The organism is Microcoleus sp. POL10_C6 (assembly GCF_036701585.1).
In the GTDB taxonomy this organism is placed as follows: domain Bacteria; phylum Cyanobacteriota; class Cyanobacteriia; order Cyanobacteriales; family Microcoleaceae; genus Microcoleus.
In genome coordinates this window covers 28,170-47,285 of sequence record NZ_JAUBRB010000044.1, presented here as the reverse complement: position 1 = coordinate 47,285, position 19,116 = coordinate 28,170, and the positions used below count along the sequence as shown (strand labels likewise).

13 protein-coding genes are annotated in these 19,116 nt (G+C 45.5%); 9 read left to right on the top strand and 4 right to left on the bottom strand.

What is annotated here, in order from left to right:
* Positions 1 to 21: 21 nt before the first annotated feature.
* Positions 22 to 957, bottom strand: coding sequence for a metallophosphoesterase (locus QUA34_RS21780; RefSeq protein WP_333323461.1), 936 nt, complete (start codon positions 955 to 957; stop codon positions 22 to 24).
* Between the two features lie 103 nt (positions 958 to 1,060).
* Here QUA34_RS21780 and QUA34_RS21775 point away from each other — a divergent pair, with 103 nt between their 5' ends.
* Together QUA34_RS21775 and QUA34_RS21770 are read left to right on the top strand one after the other, a co-directional pair.
* Positions 1,061 to 2,092 (top strand): hypothetical protein, encoded by a 1,032-nt coding sequence (locus QUA34_RS21775; RefSeq protein WP_333323459.1) that lies wholly within the window; start codon positions 1,061 to 1,063, stop codon positions 2,090 to 2,092.
* 183 nt (positions 2,093 to 2,275) lie between these two features.
* Positions 2,276 to 3,037: a Uma2 family endonuclease gene (locus tag QUA34_RS21770; RefSeq protein WP_333389212.1), complete on the top strand. Its 762-nt coding sequence runs from the start codon at positions 2,276 to 2,278 to the stop codon at positions 3,035 to 3,037.
* Between the two features lie 96 nt (positions 3,038 to 3,133).
* Here the strand turns inward: QUA34_RS21770 and mrdA are convergent, their stop codons facing one another.
* The gene (gene mrdA / locus QUA34_RS21765; protein ID WP_333389211.1) at positions 3,134 to 4,948 is read right to left on the bottom strand and encodes a penicillin-binding protein 2; all 1,815 of its coding nucleotides are present in this window, start codon (positions 4,946 to 4,948) and stop codon (positions 3,134 to 3,136) included.
* A gap of 224 nt (positions 4,949 to 5,172) precedes the next feature.
* On the opposite strand from mrdA, the gene QUA34_RS21760 reads away from it, so the two are divergent.
* Complete coding sequence (locus tag QUA34_RS21760; RefSeq protein WP_333052282.1) at positions 5,173 to 5,532, top strand: phage holin family protein; 360 nt, start codon at positions 5,173 to 5,175, stop codon at positions 5,530 to 5,532.
* 295 nt (positions 5,533 to 5,827) lie between these two features.
* On the opposite strand, the gene QUA34_RS21755 is transcribed toward QUA34_RS21760, so the two are convergent.
* Positions 5,828 to 6,505: an N-acetylmannosamine-6-phosphate 2-epimerase gene (locus QUA34_RS21755; protein WP_333389210.1), complete on the bottom strand. Its 678-nt coding sequence runs from the start codon at positions 6,503 to 6,505 to the stop codon at positions 5,828 to 5,830.
* Positions 6,506 to 6,651: 146 nt separating this feature from the next.
* A complete protein-coding gene (locus tag QUA34_RS21750; protein ID WP_333389209.1) occupies positions 6,652 to 9,201 on the bottom strand; it encodes an ATP-binding protein in 2,550 nt (849 codons plus the stop codon).
* Between the two features lie 249 nt (positions 9,202 to 9,450).
* Here QUA34_RS21750 and QUA34_RS21745 point away from each other — a divergent pair, with 249 nt between their 5' ends.
* The 6 genes from QUA34_RS21745 to QUA34_RS21720 all read left to right on the top strand — a co-directional run bounded on the left by QUA34_RS21745 (position 9,451) and on the right by QUA34_RS21720 (position 19,056).
* Positions 9,451 to 10,737: a chemotaxis protein gene (locus QUA34_RS21745; protein WP_333389208.1), complete on the top strand. Its 1,287-nt coding sequence runs from the start codon at positions 9,451 to 9,453 to the stop codon at positions 10,735 to 10,737.
* 202 nt (positions 10,738 to 10,939) lie between these two features.
* Positions 10,940 to 12,862: a response regulator gene (locus tag QUA34_RS21740; protein ID WP_333323447.1), complete on the top strand. Its 1,923-nt coding sequence runs from the start codon at positions 10,940 to 10,942 to the stop codon at positions 12,860 to 12,862.
* Positions 12,863 to 13,125: 263 nt separating this feature from the next.
* Positions 13,126 to 16,596 carry a PAS domain S-box protein gene (locus QUA34_RS21735; protein ID WP_333389207.1) on the top strand — a complete coding sequence of 1,157 codons (3,471 nt, stop codon included), beginning with the start codon at positions 13,126 to 13,128 and terminating at the stop codon, positions 16,594 to 16,596.
* A gap of 275 nt (positions 16,597 to 16,871) precedes the next feature.
* Entirely contained in the window at positions 16,872 to 17,258 is a 387-nt protein-coding gene (locus QUA34_RS21730; protein WP_333323443.1) for a response regulator, read from the top strand.
* A gap of 1,064 nt (positions 17,259 to 18,322) precedes the next feature.
* The gene (locus QUA34_RS21725; RefSeq protein WP_333323441.1) at positions 18,323 to 18,631 is read left to right on the top strand and encodes a DUF1830 domain-containing protein; all 309 of its coding nucleotides are present in this window, start codon (positions 18,323 to 18,325) and stop codon (positions 18,629 to 18,631) included.
* A gap of 74 nt (positions 18,632 to 18,705) precedes the next feature.
* Positions 18,706 to 19,056 (top strand): late competence development ComFB family protein, encoded by a 351-nt coding sequence (locus QUA34_RS21720; protein WP_333323439.1) that lies wholly within the window; start codon positions 18,706 to 18,708, stop codon positions 19,054 to 19,056.
* Positions 19,057 to 19,116 lie beyond the last annotated feature (60 nt).

Here is a 19,116-nt window from a genome sequence, read left to right as displayed (position 1 = left end):
GGCTCCTGAATATAATCTGAATTAAGCCGATCGCACTTGAATCACCCCTCGGTCAAAAACCCGCTTGTCAGTACCAATAGAACTGACAAACATCCGGTCATCATAGACATCAAACGTCGCAAAACTCAGGCGGCTAGCAGAATACTCCGTCCACTCAGAACGCCCCACCGGACGAGTGCCCCCGCCGGCACCGCAAATTAAATAAGTCGTACCGTTAATCGAGCGAGTGCGTTCGTAACTGTGCTCGTGTCCGTTGATATAAAGCTGCACGCCGTACTTTTGAAACAAAGGCGCCAAAGTCTTAATAAAAGGTTGATTCGATCCGTAGACGCCAGAGGAATAAATCGGGTGGTGACCGAACACAACTTTCCAAGATGCCGTGCTCTGACTCAACTCTTTTTCCAGCCAAACAAGCTGATTTTTCCAATCCGCATTGTGATTGGTATCTAAAGCAAAAAACTGTACCGGATCGCGCCGAAAAGTATAGTAGCGACCTTGCATATTAAAACCCGCATATTTAACTTGCGGATCGCCGTTAGCAGTGCGGATGTCGTGATTTCCCAGACAAGCATAAAATTTTACGCCTTGCTGCAATAAGGGCTGATAAGGCCGCTCGAAAACAGCATTAATTTTTTCAATTTCGCCGTTGTTGTAGATATTGTCGCCGGCGAGAACAGTAACATTAAAAGGGTTTTCCCGGTGATATTGCGCCATCGCCTCAGCTACAGCATACTGACCTTCAGCGCCGGTACCGGTGTCGGCCACCGAAATAAAGCGTAAAATAGGCTGTGAGGCCGGCAAAGGGACGATCGCCCTTTCTGCCTCAACGTTAGAAGCCACAGCAGCATCGGTGTCTGTACCCCAGGAAGTCCGAAGCTGAAACATTTTCCAGACTCCGGCAAAACCTAAGCTGCTGAGACTGCCTAAAATTAGAAAGTGACGGCGTTTGATGCTCATTTTGATTCAGTTACAACTAAGTTAAATGATAAATTAAGGTTGAGATGGCTCAATTAAAATTTATCGCGTTTAGATATATTTGCAACGCCCCAAAGCAGAGAAAATGTCAGAAGAACAACTAAACCAGTCAACTCCAGAACCCTCTCAATCTCCGACACCGCAGGTTGATTCGGCTGCAAAGTCTGCCCCCACTGGCAGCAAAACTCAAAATGCCAGCAGCGCTGTTCCCAAAAATCAGACAATCAAAGCTTTGATGGCCTCGATTGGGAATTTGGGAAAAAAAGGCAAAAAATTAGCAGCAGAACCCCCGTTGCAGGCCCAAAAGCCGATCGCGCCCACCGCTTCTGACTCAGCAACAGTAACTCCTCCCGCTGTTGCTGTGGAAGTTAACAGCGTGCCGCCAAAAGTTGCTGTAAAAGTTGATAAAAAGCCTGTATCCCAACGCAGGGAAGGGAGTTTTTTAGAGAACATTGGTGTACTTTGGCAAAGTATTGTACGGCTAGTGCGATCGCTACTGCCACCATCTGCCAACGAGAAGCTGTCCGATCCAATTTTAAACGCCGCCATAGCAGCAACTCTTATCGTTGTAGTCGGTGTAACTTTCAACAGTTTCTCAGCAAAACCGCCGGAGAAAGTAGCAAAAGTGCCTTTGCCAGCAGCGCAGCAGTCGCCGCCAACGTTTGGTGATTTTATGGCATCGGGAACGCCAAAATCGCCAGAGGCGATCGTACCATCTGAGCCAATCTCTACTAAATTCAAAAGCAAGTTGCCCGATTTAGTGGCTCCAGAAAAACCCCAACAAGTAGAACTTATCCCACCGCCACCGCTGACGCCCGAACAGTCTCTGATTGCTGCGATTCAAAATCAAGTTACTGACATTAAGAATCGACTGGGCGGCGGTTTAGTTGAGTCTGTTCAAGCTAATTTTTCCAGCAGCATTTTGACAGTAAAAGTCGCTGAAGATTGGTACAAACTCAGCGAAGTTGAGCAAAATCAACTAGCAAAGAAGATGTGGAAGGAGGCTAACTCACTCGATTTCAGCAAGTTAGAAATTGCCAACATGGAAGGAAAGTTAATAGCTAGAAGTCCGGTTGTTGGTTCGGAAATGATTATTTTAGACAGAGGGATTAATTAGAATTTAAATAGTCTGTATCTGTACACCATCTTACCAGCCTTACAGTCCAGGACGCAGAACCTAATTATGTAGGGTGTTGCCTGCATACCTTATGGCTGTTGATTTGTTTGAGAAATATCGAACTTTTCCAAACTCCGACAGAATGCTACCATTCAATTAATAACGTTTGAGGAAAATTGAAAAATGACAATTTTAACTCAAGTCGAACAACTAGAAATTGAATATCCCAGCAGCGACGGAGAGCCGATGGCTGAAAGCGACATCACGCGCGATTACATTACTTACAGCATTGAAGCGGTCAAGCTTTACTTTCAAGAACGTTCTGATGTTTATGTGTCAGCCAATTCTTTCATATATTATGAAGAAGGGAACAATCAGGCAGTTGTGGTCCCGGATGTTTATGTGGTGTTTGGAGTAGCCAACCGCAAAAGGGATAATTATAAAGTTTGGGAAGAAGGGGGAATTACTCCAGATTTTGTCCTAGAAATTACTTCGGAAACAACTCAGACGAAAGACCAAGAAATTAAACCGGAAATTTATCGGGCTTTGGGAGTTAGGGAATATTTTCAGTACGATCCGTCGGGAGATTATCTGAATCCGATTTTACAGGGAGTACGTTTGATAAATAATCAGTACGAGCCGATTGCAGCCAACAATATCGCTTTCGATACGCTGTGGTTGTTCAGTGAAGTGCTGGGACTGGAATTGCATATAATTTCAGGAGAATTGAGGTTTAGAGTTCCTGAAACGGGTGAGTTTTTGAAGACTCACAAGGAAGAGAACCTGGGACGACTGGGGGAGCAACAAGCACGACTGGCAGCGGAGTCAGCTTTGCGATCGCTCGTAACTCAACTCTTAAATTCTGGGAGGAATCTGGAACAGGTGGCGCCAATGATGAATTTATCGACTTTGGAAGTGAGACGGTTGGTAGGGGAAAATTTTTGATCGATCGCACTTTTCCCAGATATCAAGAATAGTGCGATCGAACTATGGGACAAAATGAGAACAGTCAACAGTCAACAGTTAATAATTAACTAATGACTATAGAGGCTTATTAGTAGGTTTAAAACCCTGCTTTTGAAAATAGGTTCTAAATACCTCTTGAGCAATTGGTGCCGCCGATACAGAACCAAATCCGCCGCCTTCAACTATAACTGCGATCGCAACTTCCGGTTTGTCAGCAGGAGCAAAACCCACATACATAGAATTGTCAGGATGACCGGGCATTTCCACCGTCCCAGTCTTACCAGCACTTAAAGGAATAGTACCATCATTCATGCGTTTGCCGGTACCTTTTTTCACCACGTCAATCAATCCCTGGCGAACAACATTCAAAGTTGCAGGCTTAATACCTGTGGGAACTTTTTGGGTAATAGGAGTGTTGGTTTGAGAAGCCAATAAATGCGGCTGAACTCGATAACCGCCATTAGCAACAGTTGACACCATCACAGCCAATTCTAGGGGAGTACAAAGTACCAAACCTTGACCGATCGACATCGTTACTGTATCGCCAACGTACCAATCTTCCCCATACATTTTCTGTTTCTCTGCGGGTATCGGAACTTGACCGTGATTGGCGGATTCTAACCCCAAAAGATCTAAATTAATAGTACCGCCAATACCCATTTTTTTAGCTGCTTTCGCCATTTCTTCGGGGCCTGCAGCCATACCTACTTGATAGAAAAACGTATTGCTGCTGTAGGCTAAAGCATCGCGGAAACCGATAACGCCGTAACCGCCGCTGTGTTCGTTAAAAGAAATTCCGCCGATGTTAATTGACGAAGAAGTTCCTAAAGTCGAGTCAGGAGAAAACTTGCCAGACTCCATCCCGGCTATAGCAGTGACAATTTTAAAAGTGCTACCGACTGGATAACCTTGAACTGCTCGATTTAAAAACGGTTTTTCTGGCCCTTGCAGTCGATCCCATTCTGTTTGAGTCACCTTGCGGGTGAAAATATTGGGGTCAAATGTCGGCCAACTAGCCATTGTTAAAAGAGCTCCGGTTTTTACGTCGATCGCCACAACTGCACCCAGGCGATCGCCCAAAGCTTTTTCCGCAGTTTTCTGCATATCTAAATCTAAAGTTAGCTGCACCGGTTTGCCGGGAATAGGGTCTTTTACACCTAAATCTTGGATTTCTTCGCCCTTAGCATTCACCTCGATTAAACGGTTTCCCCAAACGCCCTCTAAAGTTGAATTGGCTAATTTTTCAACTCCCATTTGACCGACGAGCATCCCCATCGGATATGCAGGATTAGCTTTTAATTGCTCTAAACTAGCTTCGCCGACGTATCCCAAAAGGTGAGCTGCTAATTGCTGGTGGGGATTGTCTCGGCTCGATTCTACGCGAATTTCAACTCCCCGCAAAGTATTAGCTTGTTCTCCCAAAGCGACGAAAGTACCGACATCAATATCCTTACTAATTCGCACTGGCAGGGCTGATCGGTAGCCAGCTACATCGATTTTTTTGATAATTTCGGCTGGCGGAAGTTTGACGATCGGGCCCAGTGTAGCAGCGATCTCTTGCCACTCCTTAGCCGATCGCTCTTTTGGCCACACATAGACCGATCGAGATACGCGGCTGGCGGCAAAAATTTTGCCGTTGCGGTCTAAAATTTGACCGCGAGTCGCTGGGACTGAAACAGGGCGAATGCGGTTATTTTCCGCCCGCTGTCGGTTGTAGGCTCCCTGTACCAGTTGCAATTCGGCTAGACGAAATATTGGTAGCGCCATCAAGGAAGTGACGATCAGCATAAAAATCATAACTTGGAGCGATCGGCTGCGTTGCCGTGAAGCATTGTCCAAGCCATTTTTGTCGAATCGGATTTTAGAGTTAAAAGAAAAATCGCCAGCCATATTAATTAATCTGCTCTTTTTATTCAACTAACAGGTTGATACGGTTCCCATCCGGATGATTGGGCAGATGATTACAGGGATTATAACTCCTAACTCTTTAGTAACAGACATAAATTCTGTCGATTGGCAGACGAATCAGCCGGATTGTTTAATTAAGATATATAAGATGTATGTTAAATATCAAGTTTTTTTGACAATTCAACTGTTAAGGAGGTAGGGGCGCTGTGGAACCGATCGATTTTTTGATTGCTTGGCTCGTGACGGGTAGCAGCTTACTGCTAATTTCTCAACTGCCGATCGGCGTAGAAATTGACAGCACACCGAAAGCAGTAATTTCCGCTGCGGTTTTGGGAATGTTGAATGTTTTAATTTTGCCAATTCTGAAAGCAGTTTTTTTCGTGCCGAACCTACTGACGCTGGGATTGCTTTCCGGCGCGTTTGCTTTTGTCATGAACGTGATTGTTTTTGCCTCGGCTGCGAAGTTAGTGGAAGGATTTAGTTTGCGGATGGGCCTTTGGAGCGCGGTACTGGGGGCGATCGCCTTGGCTGTAGTTAGCAGCTTTATCAACGGCGCACTGATTTAGTAACTTCCCCTGATAAAGGGCGATAGAAATCGCCCGATATTTCCCACCCTTAGCAGGCGCGTTTCCTGTGCCTACAAGCCATTTCTATCGCCCAATATTTCTTCTCCCTTCTTCCTTCAATCCGTTACATCCGTTAAACAATCCGTTGCCGAACTTCCTTCAATCCGTTACATCCGTTACATCCGTTGCCGAACTTCCTTCAATCCGTTACATCCGTTACATCCGTTAAACAATCCGTTGCCGAACTTCCTTCAATCCGTTACATCCGTTACATCCGTTACATCCGTTGCCGAACTTACTTCCCCATCAGCGACTTATAGGCTGTCACCTTAAGATCAATCCCAGTAATATCTGTCCCCACAACAACAGCCATCGCTCCTAAATCCAAGGCTTTTTTAGCCATTTCCGGCCCCGATATCCCGCCTTCGCAGATAACGGGAACCTTAAGCTTTTCTACCATTTCCGCAAGCAAATCAAATCCCGGCGGCGAAAAATTTTCCGTCTGAGCAGTGTAGCCAAAAAGAGTAGTTGCTACAGTATCTGCACCAGCTTCGGCTGCCGCGATCGCAGCTTCTATTGTATCTACATCCGCCATCACTAATTTACCCAATTCACTGTGAATTCGCCCGATTAATGTCTTTAAATCTTCCCCGCCAGCAGGACGGTTTCTCAGAGTAGCATCAACCGCGATAATATCGGCTCCAGAATCGGCGATCGCCCGCGCGTCTTCAAACCGAGGAGTAATGTAAATCTCGCATCCCGGCAATTGCTGCTTCCAAATCCCAATTATGGGAGCGGATATCTGTTTTCGCACCGCTGCAATGTGAGCCGGAGTGTCAATCCGCACGCCCGATGCACCTCGATTGATGGCGGCTTGAGCCATTGCCGCAATTACGATCGGATCGTGCAGCGGCGAATCAGCAGGTGCTTGACAAGAAACAATTAATCCTGTAGGAATTTGACAATTAATCATAGCGAATTGGGGATGGGGAATTGGTAATTGGGAATTACAAATTATACCAGTTCAAAAAAAAGAATGTAACTGTAGACCAGATCCCAACCCATATCCAATGAGTCATTCCAAAATCTAAAATCTAAAATCTAAAATCTAAAATTGTATTACCCATTACCCGTACCGGCCATTAAAGAAATAATTTTGTCAAGCAATTGCTCAGGATGAATCGGTTTAGTCAAACAATCGTTAGCTCCCGCCGTCACGAAAGATATCCGATCTGGCGGAATTTCATTAGCGCTTAAAGCTAGAATCTTGATATTTTCAGTAGCGGGTTTTTGGCGCAGTTGGTGAATTATTTCGCAGCCATTCATACCGGGCAAACGCATATCGACAATCACAGCATTCGGCTGCAAAAGTTCAATTTGCTCCACCGCCGCAGAACCTTCAATCATCCACACCACTTGCAGTCCTGCGGCTGTCAGGATATCGCAAATCAGCATAGCAGTTTCTTCATCTTCTTCCACGAGTACGAGGCTGCCCCGCGAGGAATAATGCAGCGGTAAAGATGAATTAGATTTTTCATATGTGAATTTGGTGGATTCATCTTTGGTTATACTTTGGATGGGTATAAAAACGGTAAAAGTAGAACCGACATCAACTTTAGAGTTGACTTCGATCGCACCGCCGTGAAGCTCTACTAACTGTTTAGTTAAAGCCAATCCCAGACCGGTGCCGCCGTATTCGCGGCGGTAGGGAGAATCCAACTGCTGGAATTTTTGAAACAACAGCGATCGCTGATTTTCGGGAATTCCAATGCCAGTATCTTTGATTTGAAAAACAGCGGTACTGCCAGCAGGTGCAGTACCGGCCTGCCGGAATGCCGGCGTTCGATTTTGATCTTCTGTCACCCAAACTCGTAGGATGACTCGCCCGCCTTTGGGAGTAAACTTAATCGCATTTCCTATAAGATTGAAGAGAATTTGTCTCAAGCGGCGCGGGTCAGCGATGAAGCGATCGCACTCTTGTTTTATCCGCTGTTCTTGCAGCAGTTCCACGCCTTTAGCAACCGCTTTTTCTTTGAGGGCGTGCAGGCTCTGAGAAGCTAATTTAGAAAGTGAAAATTCACTAATTTTTAATATTGCTTTTCCCGCTTCTACTTGCGATAAATCTAAAATATCGTTAATCAATTCTAATAAGTGGTCGCCGCTGTCTCGGATAGTTTGCAGGTACTGCCGCTGCTTTTGTATCGGCACTTCTTTGCTGCCAACTTTGCCGTAAGACCACCGCAGTAGCGTGTCGGAAATGCCGATGACGCAAGTGAGAGGAGTCCGCAATTCGTGGCTCATAGCTGCCAAAAATTCGCTCTTGGCGAGGCTGGCAGACTGGGCGGCGACCAGTGCATCGCGCAGTTCTCGCGTGCGCTCTATTACGCGCTGTTCTGAGGTGCGCTTTTGCTGCTGGACTTGTGCATAAAGTTCGGCTTGGTAAATGGCGATCGCCAAATGTTCTGCTATTTGTCGCAAAAAAGTTTTTTTGCTTTCTTCCCACTCCCGAAAAGTACACTGGTGGGCAATTAGCAGCCCCCACAAGTCATCTTGAACTACGATCGGCACTAGCAACTTTGCCCGCACCTTGGCCCGCCGCATCAACTCTAAAAAACAAGGCTGCGAAGAGTAAGTTGTTTCCACATCCGCGACGCACAAAGCCAAACCTTTGCGATATTTCTCTCGGTCAATGACTCCATTGGTAAAACATTGCGCGCCATCACTAAAATTCAGTACAGACGAGATAGCGTCATTGGCTAAAGCTTCGTAGGTAACGCGACCTAAATACAAGTAAGACCCGGAATTTTCTGGGATTTCGCCAGACCCAGAAACCGCCGTAGGTCTTTCTTTCGCTAACTGGATCTTGTGCGGTGCTGGCACTTTTTCAAATTGATAAATTAACAGGCGATCGACCTCCAAAAACTCTCGCACTTGCTCGACTGCTTTTGACAAAATTACAGGCAATTCCAAACTCTGGCGGATTTGAGTTGTGACCTGATTCAAAAGTCGCTCTTGTTCGAGCTGCTGCTGCAAAGCATCTTCTACTGGCTGACAAAATGAAATACAGGGACTGGCAATTTGTAATTGATTGACGGCTTCAGCAATCTGGCTTTGTAGCGTTTCGGGATCTATAACTTTGGGCGCGGATTTTCCCTCTATTTCTGTTTGGCTGTGTAGGGGCGGGCGATTATTTGGGCTGGCATTGGCAGCGAGAATATCCAGCAAATTTAGGGTGAATTCGCTTTGAAGAACGGCCGAGTTAGTCTGTATATTTTTAATTGCTTGTTTGAGGGCGCGAATGTCAATTTGCCACGAGGGTGCGGGCGTTATTTCTGCGAGTTTGTCTGCGAGGGGAGACAGGAAATCGGCGATCGCCCCGGGGTCGAAAGTCAACTGCACATTCAATTGCGAATGGAAATTTTTTTCGCTGTGCTTGTGTCCGTTTGTTGCGAACTCATCTAATAGATTGCCCCGCAGCAGTGCGCTAAAATGCTCTGATACCACTGCTGCAAACCTTTCCGACGAATTTTCCAGATTGTGAGAATCAGCGATCATCGCATCGTCGGTCAGCCAAATCGCCCCTGGGAGTTCAGCCATTTGCTGTAACAAGTGGTAAGCAGCCTCAAAGGTTGCTAGGGGCAAAGTCCGATGTAAGGTTTTTGGTTTCAATCTAGATATTTTCCCGGTTGTTTTAAAGAACAAAATATGAATGCCCTTGTTGTGAGGACGGAACCCGTGGCACAACAGGTGCGGCCGATCCAACAGACTTGAGATGACAGTAGTCAGAAAGTAGGTAATAGAAGGCCCCGGAGCCAGAGAGCTTATTTCTCCCTATCATTGTTATTACTTGAAACAATCTTATTCCAGTATAATATTAATATATAATTTGTTAACTTGTACTTAACACTATCCGGGTAAATGAGCAATCCAACTCAACTCACCCCCGATTTCACGATCGGACATCTGCCGTGTCACGACTTCCAAGTGAGCGCTGCAACTCTAGGACAGGTAGTGGCTGAAAGATTTGAGCAAGAACCAGACCTGCCGGGAGTCATTATTACTCATGAATCACAGGTATTGGGCATGATTTCTCGCGTCAAATTTCGAGAGCAAATGAGTTTTCCCGATCGCGCAGAACTTTACGGGTCACACCCGATTCGAGCCTTGTTAGATTTTATTAGAATTCCGCCTTTGCTGCTTTCGGAAAACTGGAAAATTGACGATGCCGTCCAAGCGTCTTTCCACAGGCACAAAGACTTAATTTATGAACCGATTATTGTGGTAATGGAAGACCATAGCCACCGCCTTTTGAACATTCATACTCTGGTAATTGCCCAGTCAAAACTTTTAGCACAAGCCAACAAAGCTATTCAAAAATACCGAGTGGAAAGACACAAGTATTTGGCGCTAATTCAACAAGAACAGGCTAAGCTTCACGAATGTAATGAACTTTTAAAAATCCACCAACGTCAAACAGAAAATTCCCATGCCAATCCTAGTTCCCAGCAAGTGGCACTGGTCAAGCAAGCTGAAGAAATCGCTCAAATGAATCAGCGATTTGTAAGGATTGCGAAACTGATTTCTTCGGAAGGTCGCCAAGCATTTCAAGCTACTTTTCAAGGTGCTAATTCTATTTGCAACAATACAGATAAAATTTTGGGCGTGGGCAAAGCAATAGCTAATGATTTAGAAACGGTTAACCGCACTTCCCGAACCATCCGGGAGGCGATCGAACAAGTCAGGCATTTAGCAGTACAGGTGGCTGTAGTTACCAATCAAATGGGAAGTCAGCCTAGTGGTCTGAGCAAAGTGAGTCTAGAAATTGGCAGACTGGCAAGTAAAACTTTTGAATTGGGGACTCAAATGGAGCAAATTGCTAGCCGATTTAAACTTCGAGTTCACGAACTCACGGAGGCAGCAAGAGCGGGTGCTAATGTGGCTAAATCCGTGACTATCAAGATCGATCGCGCCGAAATGGCACTATTAGAGTTGGAAGAATTAATAGCGGAAAAGAATTTCAATTCGTTGACCGCTATCCAAGAACCTTTGGGAGTCATAAAAAGTGTTACCGCTGATTCTTTAGTTCGAGATATAGAACACACCGAAGTCGCGGTCTCCGAGTTGGAAGACTTAGTTAACAATCAAGATTCCTCGCAATATTTGATTCAAAAGATTCAGCAGGCGCTGAAGTACAAAAAACCATAAAATATCAGCCCCAATCTAATGAAACATTTCGAGAGGAAAACAAATAAAATCAAAATAATAATTGACAATTATTCTATTTCAAGAATGGTATTTGTTATACTGAAGGTGGGGATTTTTTGAATTCAGTTGTAAAAAGGCTATTTAATTAGCCCCAAAAACCGATAAAAAGTTCCAAGAATAGTTGGAAGGACAGGTGACGTTTATGAAAATCCTGCTGGTAGAAGATGACACAGTTACAGTCAGTTTGCTGACTCAAGCGCTGAACTCTCACAATTACAATGTGAATGCGGCAGCAGACGGTGAAACAGCGTTGCATTTGGTGCAGGCATACGATTACGACCTGATTGTTTTGGATGTGCTGATTCCTAAACTCGACGGCATTAGTTTGTGTCGAAAATTGCGATCGTCCGGCTGCCAAATGCCGATTTTACTGCTGACAGCGCTAGATAGCAGCAACGATCGAGTCCAAGGTTTAGAGGCGGGTGCAGACGATTATGTGGTCAAACCCTTTAATCTCGAAGAATTAATCGCTCGAATTCGGGCTTTGCTGCGCCGGGGTAAGGCAACTTTGTCAAGTACAAATTTGACCTGGGAAAAACTGCAAGTCAACCCAGACACTACGGAAGTAACTTATGCCGAAAAAGTGCTGCACTTGACTCCCAAAGAGTACAATTTGCTCGAACTTTTCCTGAGAAATCCTCGGCGCATTTTCAGTCGCAGCGCTATCCTCGATCGCATTTGGTCGGCCGGCGAATTTCCTCAAGAAGAAGCCGTTACCGCTCACATCAAGGGGCTGCGGCAGAAGCTGAAAGCAGCCGGGATGACTGTAGATTTAGTGGAAACCGTGTACGGATTGGGCTATCGGCTCAAAAGTCTGCCGGAGGAGATTGAGAGCCAACAAGTTGGGCAGGAAACGGCAGAAACTGCTAAAACTCAAGAGACTTTATCTACTGCATCCAGCGGGTCTAGCCAGGAATTAAACAAAGACGAGCGCCGTCTCAAAGTCTTGAATGCGATTGCCCAAATGCGGGAAAATTTAAAAGCTAATTTTATAGAAAAGGTGGCGATATTCGATCGCGCGATCGCTCAACTGAAAAAGGGAAGCTTGGAGGGCGAACTGCGCGAGGAAGCCCAGGCTCAAGCTCACAAATTAGTCGGTTCTTTGGGAACGTTAGGGCTGCCGAAAGGTTCGGAAGTGGCGCGCCAGATCGAACATTTGTTTAAGGGTGAAAACATCTGGAAACCGGGGACTGCTCAGCAGATTGAGGGATTTCTGCATCAGCTAAAACAGATATTCGATCGCCCGTCGCCCGAACCCGAAGGCGATTTGGTTCCTGCGGTTTCCCAAAAGCGCCGAATGCTGATTGTTGATGATGATACTTTTGGGAGCGATCGACTGAAAACAGTAGCATCCGGTTCCGGCTTCCAGATAGAAGTCGCCAACTCTCCGCAAGCGGCAAGAAATGCGATTTCTCAACAGCCTCCCGACGCGATTTTGCTGGATTTGACATTTTCCAGATCTCAGGAAAACGGACTTTCTCTCTTAGCCGAACTCCGCAGTGAAAAGCCCGAAATTCCGGTGATGGTTTTTAGCGAGTACAATCAATTGAGCGATCGAATAGAAGTTGCTCGTTTGGGAGCTTCGGGCTTTTTACACAAATCTATACCCCCAGCAGATATACTCAAAGCAGTCGCCCAATTAATCGACCAGACTGGCCCTGCTGAAGCTAAAGTTATGGTGGTAGACGATGACGTGCATCTATTGGCTGCACTGCAAGTTATTCTACAACCTTGGGGATTTCAAGTAACAACATTGGACGATCCCGAAAAGTTCTGGGAGGTACTCGAAACAACTTGTCCGGATTTGCTAATTTTAGATGTGGAGATGCCCGGTTACAGCGGTATCGAGCTGTGTTTGGCAGTTCGCAACGATTTGCGCTGGAGCAAGCTCCCCGTGCTATTTTTGACAGCTCATTCCGAATCGGAAATAGTGCGCCAAATGTTTGTCGCAGGTGCTGACGACTACGTGAACAAGCCGATCGTGAAACCGGAATTAATTGCTCGCCTCCTGAATCGTTTGGAGCGGACTCAACTCAGAAACAGACTGGCTCAGGCACAGCGCTAATCCCATTTTAGATTTAAAGAATTTAAGAATTGAAGAACAGGGAATGACTGATGAGATAAGGGTTTCGAGCACGTACCTACAGTTGTATTCTTTTTTTTAAAATGGGATAACTAGAAGCAAATATGCAGTGCGTGGCCGAAACAAATCAGGAAACCTTAGCCAAGACTTGGGATTATTAGATTGTGTGATTCCGACGCGGTGCTGTTAATTGATGCTTGCCCGCTGATCAAGAACACAGGCTAATTTAGAGAAGTATTAATCAGATGAAAGCAATGGCATTGCCCTCAGACACAAACACTCTAAATAACAGCGACTGCGAACTAATTTACGCCCCCGGTTCGATTCAACCTCACGGCATCCTTTTGGTGCTGGAATCTCCGGCGTTGAAAATTTTGCAAGTTAGCAACAATACTTTTGAGGCGATGGGGCTTTACCCCGAACAACTTTTGGAGCAATTTTTAGAGGAATTTGTCGAGACTGAGGAAATTGAGGCTATTGAAAAAGCTTTATTTGAAAACAACCAACAACATAACGGTATCAGATTATCATTCACAAGTCAAGACCGCAAGTCTTTTTTTGAGGGGACGCTACATCAATCAAATTCAGCATTAATTGTTGAACTAGAGTCGGTTGTTTCCCCAAAAACGAGCGATTGTTTCAATTGTTATAATTTAGTCCAAGAGCCGATCGACAAAATCCACAGAACACAAAACCTGCAAGTGCTGTGTCAGACAGCAGTTGAAGAAGTGCGGAGGATGATCGGTTTCGATCGAGCGATCGTCTATAAATTTGATGCCACCGGTGCGGGGGAAGTTGTCGCCGAAGACAAAGTAGAAAGTTTGGCTCCTTTATTGGGACTGCACTATCCGGCTGGCGATATTCCCCCCCAGGCCAGAAACCTGTTCAGCATGAATTTAATTCGGTTTATTCCCGATATTAACTGTCAGCCTGTAGAACTAATTCCTCACTGCAATCCTCTAACCGATCGCCCCCTCGATCTGGGCTGCTCTTTGTTGAGAACAGTTGCGCCTTGCCATGCTCAATATCTCAAAAATATGAACGTTGGTGCTAGCATGACATTGACATTAATCAAAGATCGAAAACTTTGGGGATTGATCGCCTGTCACCACCCAACAGGAAAGTATGTCAACTACAAAACAAGAACTGCTTGCGAACTGCTCGCCAAGTTTGTGAATCTAGAAATTACCTACAAACAAGATAGCGAAGACCGGGAATATGCAGTTTATTTAAAAGAGATTTGCCATAAACTTGTCGCCAATATCTCTCAATCACACAGCTTTGTCGAAGGTTTACTGAAATCCCAAGATCAATTGCTAGCATTAGTGGGCGCTACCGGTGGAGTTGTGTGTGCCAATGAAGATTTAACAACCATCGGCCAAACGCCGGACTTGGTAGAAAGTAAAGACTTAATTGCTTGGCTCAAAACTCAAATAAATAATGATGTTTACCATACAGATTCTCTCTCGAAACTCTATCCACCCTCCGAGAAATACAAAGAAGTTGCTAGCGGTTTGCTGGTACTCGCCCTGTCCGAAATGCACAATTATTACATTTTGTGGTTCCGTTCCGAAGCAATTCAAACTGTCAACTGGGCTGGTAAACCCGACGGGCAAATAGAATTTAAACCGGATGACAGCCGAGGGATTTCTCCTCGCAATTCCTTTGAGTTGTGGCAAGAAACTGTGAGGTCAAAATCTTTGCCTTGGCAGCTATGCGAAATCGAAATAGCCCGAGAACTTCGAGTGGCGATTACTAGCATGGAGTTGCGGAAAACCAATCAGCAGCTCAGCTTAGCTTTGTCCGCTACCAAAATCGGATTTTGGGACTGGGACTTGCAGAAAAATCGCATTGTTTGGTCGAGGGAACACGAAGAGTTATTTGGGGTGGCCCCGGGGACTTTTGCCGGAACTTATCAAATATTTGTAGCTTGCGTTCACCCAGAAGATTTAAAAGGTGTGGAGAATGCTATAAATCAGGTGCTCGCCCAGCGATCAGATTACTATCACGAATACCGCGTGGTTTGGCCCGACGGCAGCATTCACTGGATTGAGGGGAAAGGTAAGTTTTTTTACAACGAAGCAGGCGATGCAGTGCGGATGGTGGGGACAGTTACAGAAATTACCGATCGCAAAGCTAGAGAATTAGAGTTGCGCCTGTTGGAATCAGCAGTCACCACTACTAACGACGCCGTGTTAATTACCGAAGCTGAACCGATTCACGAACCGGGCCCGCGAATTATTTATGTCAACCCAGCTTTCACGCGGATGACCGGCTATACGCTAGAAGAAGTTGTGGGCAAAACCCCGCGCATCTTGCAAGGAGAAAAAACAGACCGCGCCAGTCTCGATCAAATCCGGACAGCTTTGGAAACCTGCCAGCCGCTGCGAGTTGACACGATCAATTACCGCAAAGACGGGACGGAATTTTGGGTAGAAATGAGCATTGTACCCATAGCGGACGAAAATGGTGAGTTTACCCACTGGGTATCAGTGCACCGCGATATTAGCGATCGCAAACTTGCTGAAGCAGCCCTCCAACAGCTCAACGAACGGTTAGAAATGCGAGTTTTGCAGCGAACCAGAGAACTAGAAAGCTCTCAAGCAGAACTCCGGGAAAGCGAAGCTTTATTTCGCTCTCTGAGCGAGAGTTCCCCCGTGGGCATTTTCAAAATCGATACTGAGGGGAAATGTACCTATACAAATCCTCGCTGTCAAGCAATTGGTGGCTTCACACCGGCAGCAGCTTTAGGAAACGGCTGGATGCGCTTTGTTCACCGCAAAGACCTCAAACTAATTCTGTCTAAGTGGTCAGAATCGCAATCGCTAGATGGGGAATTTTCCTGCGAATTCCGCCACATCCAGCGAGACGGAACCATTCGGTTTTGTCGGCTTACAACAGCTCCGATTTTTTCCGACAGATCTCAACTAATTGGTCACGTCGGCACAGTCACAGATATCACAGAAAGTCGGGCCATTGAAAAAATGAAAAATGAGTTTATTTCGATTGTCAGCCACGAACTGCGAACGCCACTTGCCTCCATTCGCGGTTCTTTAGGTTTGCTGGCGGCGGGGGTACTGAAAAGTAAACCGGAAACTGCCAAACAGATGTTAGAAATCGCTTCGAGCGATACCGAACGGTTAGTGCGTTTGGTAAACGATATTCTCGACTTAGAACGGCTCGATTCGAGTCAAGTTATCCTCGTCAAGCAGTGGTGCGATGCCCAGGTTTTGATGCGGAAGTCCGCAGAAGCTGTACTTTCTTTGGCTGCTGAAAATAACATTGATTTGTCGATTTTGCCCGATGCAGCAAAAATTTGGGCTGACCCGGACAGAATCGTTCAACTGCTGGTAAATTTGTTGAGCAATGCGATTAAATTCTCCGCTCCAGGGAGTACAGTAACTGTCAGGGTTGAAGATTTAGGCGATTCCCTACGGGATAGCTACGCTTCACGGGTTTTATTTGAAGTCAAAGATCGAGGGCGGGGGATTCCAGCAGATAAACTAGAAACTATCTTTGGACGGTTTCAACAAGTCGATGCTTCTGACTCCCGCCAAAAAGGAGGTACGGGTTTGGGTTTGGCTATCTGTCGCAGTATCGTACAGCAGCACGGCGGCAGAATTTGGGCCGAAAGTGTTGTCTCAGAAGGAAGCAGTTTCTATTTCACAGTGCCTGCACCGTTGGAAGGCGAGGGGGGAAAAAGTTTGGAGGTTTGAGATTGCTTTGATCGGAACTCGCGAAAGCTAAAGTTTCTGGAAACGCACGCGGTTAGGATGATTTTGGGAGGCTGATATGTCGATTTTTATGTTCAGGGTTTCACTAGGTGAGTGGCAACATACCAACCGCTTGATTAGAACGTTCTTAACTGCTGAAACTCTTAATTTTATTGCTTCTTTCTTCTGCTCTATCTGTGAAGAAGCCGAGTTGATGAGGCAGGGTGCTTAAGTTTTTTTCAGTTTACCATAATTAATTTAAAATTTGAGTTTTAATTATGTCAGCAAAGCGCATTCTGGTCATCGATGATGAAAAAAACCTCTGCAGCGTGATTCAGGCCTGTCTGGAACATTTAGGCGGCTGGATTGTACTAAGCGCGCCCGACGGCAGCCAAGGATTGCTGTTAGCTGAAACTCAACTTCCTGACGCTATTCTGCTAGATGTGATGATGCCGGATATGGACGGACTTACTCTGTTTGGTTTGCTGCAAAACAATGTAGCTACTCGGGGGATTCCGGTGATTTTCCTGACGGCTAAGGTGCAGGCGATGGATTTGAGCGAATTTGCTGATTTGGGGGTAGCGGGGGTGATTGCCAAGCCTTTCGATCCTTTGAGTTTGGCACAGCAAGTGGCGAAAATTCTGGGTTGGGAACCGTTGCTGTAAACAGGGGTAAAAGGCGATCGCAGATACCATATCAAACTCGGCATTTGAAACCGCTACTAGACAAACAAAGTCGGCCCAGCCCGACGGAAGAATCAAGGGGGCATTAAAGCCGGATGACGATCGAAAATCCGCTTTCTCGTTCTCTTGATTGTTGCGAAAGTTACGCAATTAGGTTATGAAACCCCGTTTATGCGTCCAGGAAATTCCTAGTTTTTCCGGCTATGTTCATAATTTCCTCATTTTTTTGATTTAGCTTTGAGATCGATCGGTGATTGGTTAATTTAAACTCTGATTCCCTAGAAGTTCTAGAGATGATCCCAGGGAGTCGGGGTTTTTTGTTACCCGCAAAGCCGATCGGCGATCACCGTATTTACAGGCAGAATAACTCCTCCAGAAGTTACAAACACTTGCCTCAAGAACGGTTTTTCTTAACCCGGAATCACAGATGCAGCCAAGTTTTTTGCTAAAAAACTCCGTTTCAACCTGCTAATCCAAGATTTATGCAGATTTCCCTCAGAAACCTGGTTTTTTAACCCAGGATCACAGATGCAGCCAAGTTTTTGGCTCAAAAACCAGGTTTTTGCCTAACTCTTGTAATCTCTGCTTCGGCAAAAGTATATTTATCAAAAAAAATGATGGTCTTCATAATTTCCTCATATTTTCTAGATAAAGTTTACCCCAAGCTCTGGATCAGAAGGTCGATCGCGCTCTCAGCACCATTCCGCTGCTAAAGAGTGAATCTGTTGTCAGGAGAGTTCGGGAAAGTGACGGTATTTTCGATTAACGGGTGCAACAGAACAACAACCTTAATAAGTCAGGATATAGGCCCTGCATACCAAACAAACCGGGTTTTTCACCGGGAAAATGGAGTTTCTGTGCCCGACCTCTAAGTGTTGGCAGGATAACTCAATGCTACAAAAATTAATAACTGAAGATGTGATTCGTGCTCTCGAATAACACCCCAAAAATAAGTTGGTCGTTTGATCAAGAGCAAAACTCGCAATTGCCACTAACAGGCAAAGCCAAGTCTCAGTAAGTTTTGAAAGAGTGTGGAGATTTTGTAAATGTCTGATCAGCTATCTTATAAAGGTAACAACCAGATTCTGTGCTATTACGCAAATGTTACCAACCTAGTGCAGGTGCTTCGGATTGGTAACATTCCTAATTGGTACTTTGAAAGAGTGATGTTTCCGGGACAGCGACTGATGTTTGAAGCTGCTGCAGAAGCAGTCTTAGAAATTCACACTGGTACGGTGGCAAGTGCTATTTTATCGGACAAGATTCCCTGCTACGTGCTGCGGGTTATAGAAGAGGTAAGTTCCGAGTTTGAGCTGGTGATGACCGAAAAACAATTGGTGGTATTAGCCGGTTAAAATTCATGAGAAATCAGACCAGATCGAGAACGGGCACAAAAATATTAGTTAACGAGTCTTTGGGGACAGGGAAAATGCAGAAAAATCTTGTCAATATTACCTTAGCTGTAGTAACAGAGGAAGTAGAAATTATCTTGGAGTCTTATCCGAAGCACCCCTACCAACAAGCTTTTTCGCCTTCGGGATTGCGACAGGATTTAATTGCTTATGTGCTCAGCCGAGTTCCTAATAGATATACTGCGATCGACTCCGGCGAGTCTGTGTCAAACCAAACAGTTCAGGTTCGCTGTTCTTCTGAGCAGTTGCTGCACATAGAAAATTTGATTCATACTGGCATTCGCGACGTGCTGCACAGCTATCAGAAGATAGATTACCCCCTGCCTGAAGAAGTTAAATTCGCTTCGAGGGTTGCTAGTGGGTTTTGATAGTTTTTTGTAAATGAGGGAGACGCCGAGATTCTCGGCACTCTCGGTTGGGCGAGGTGG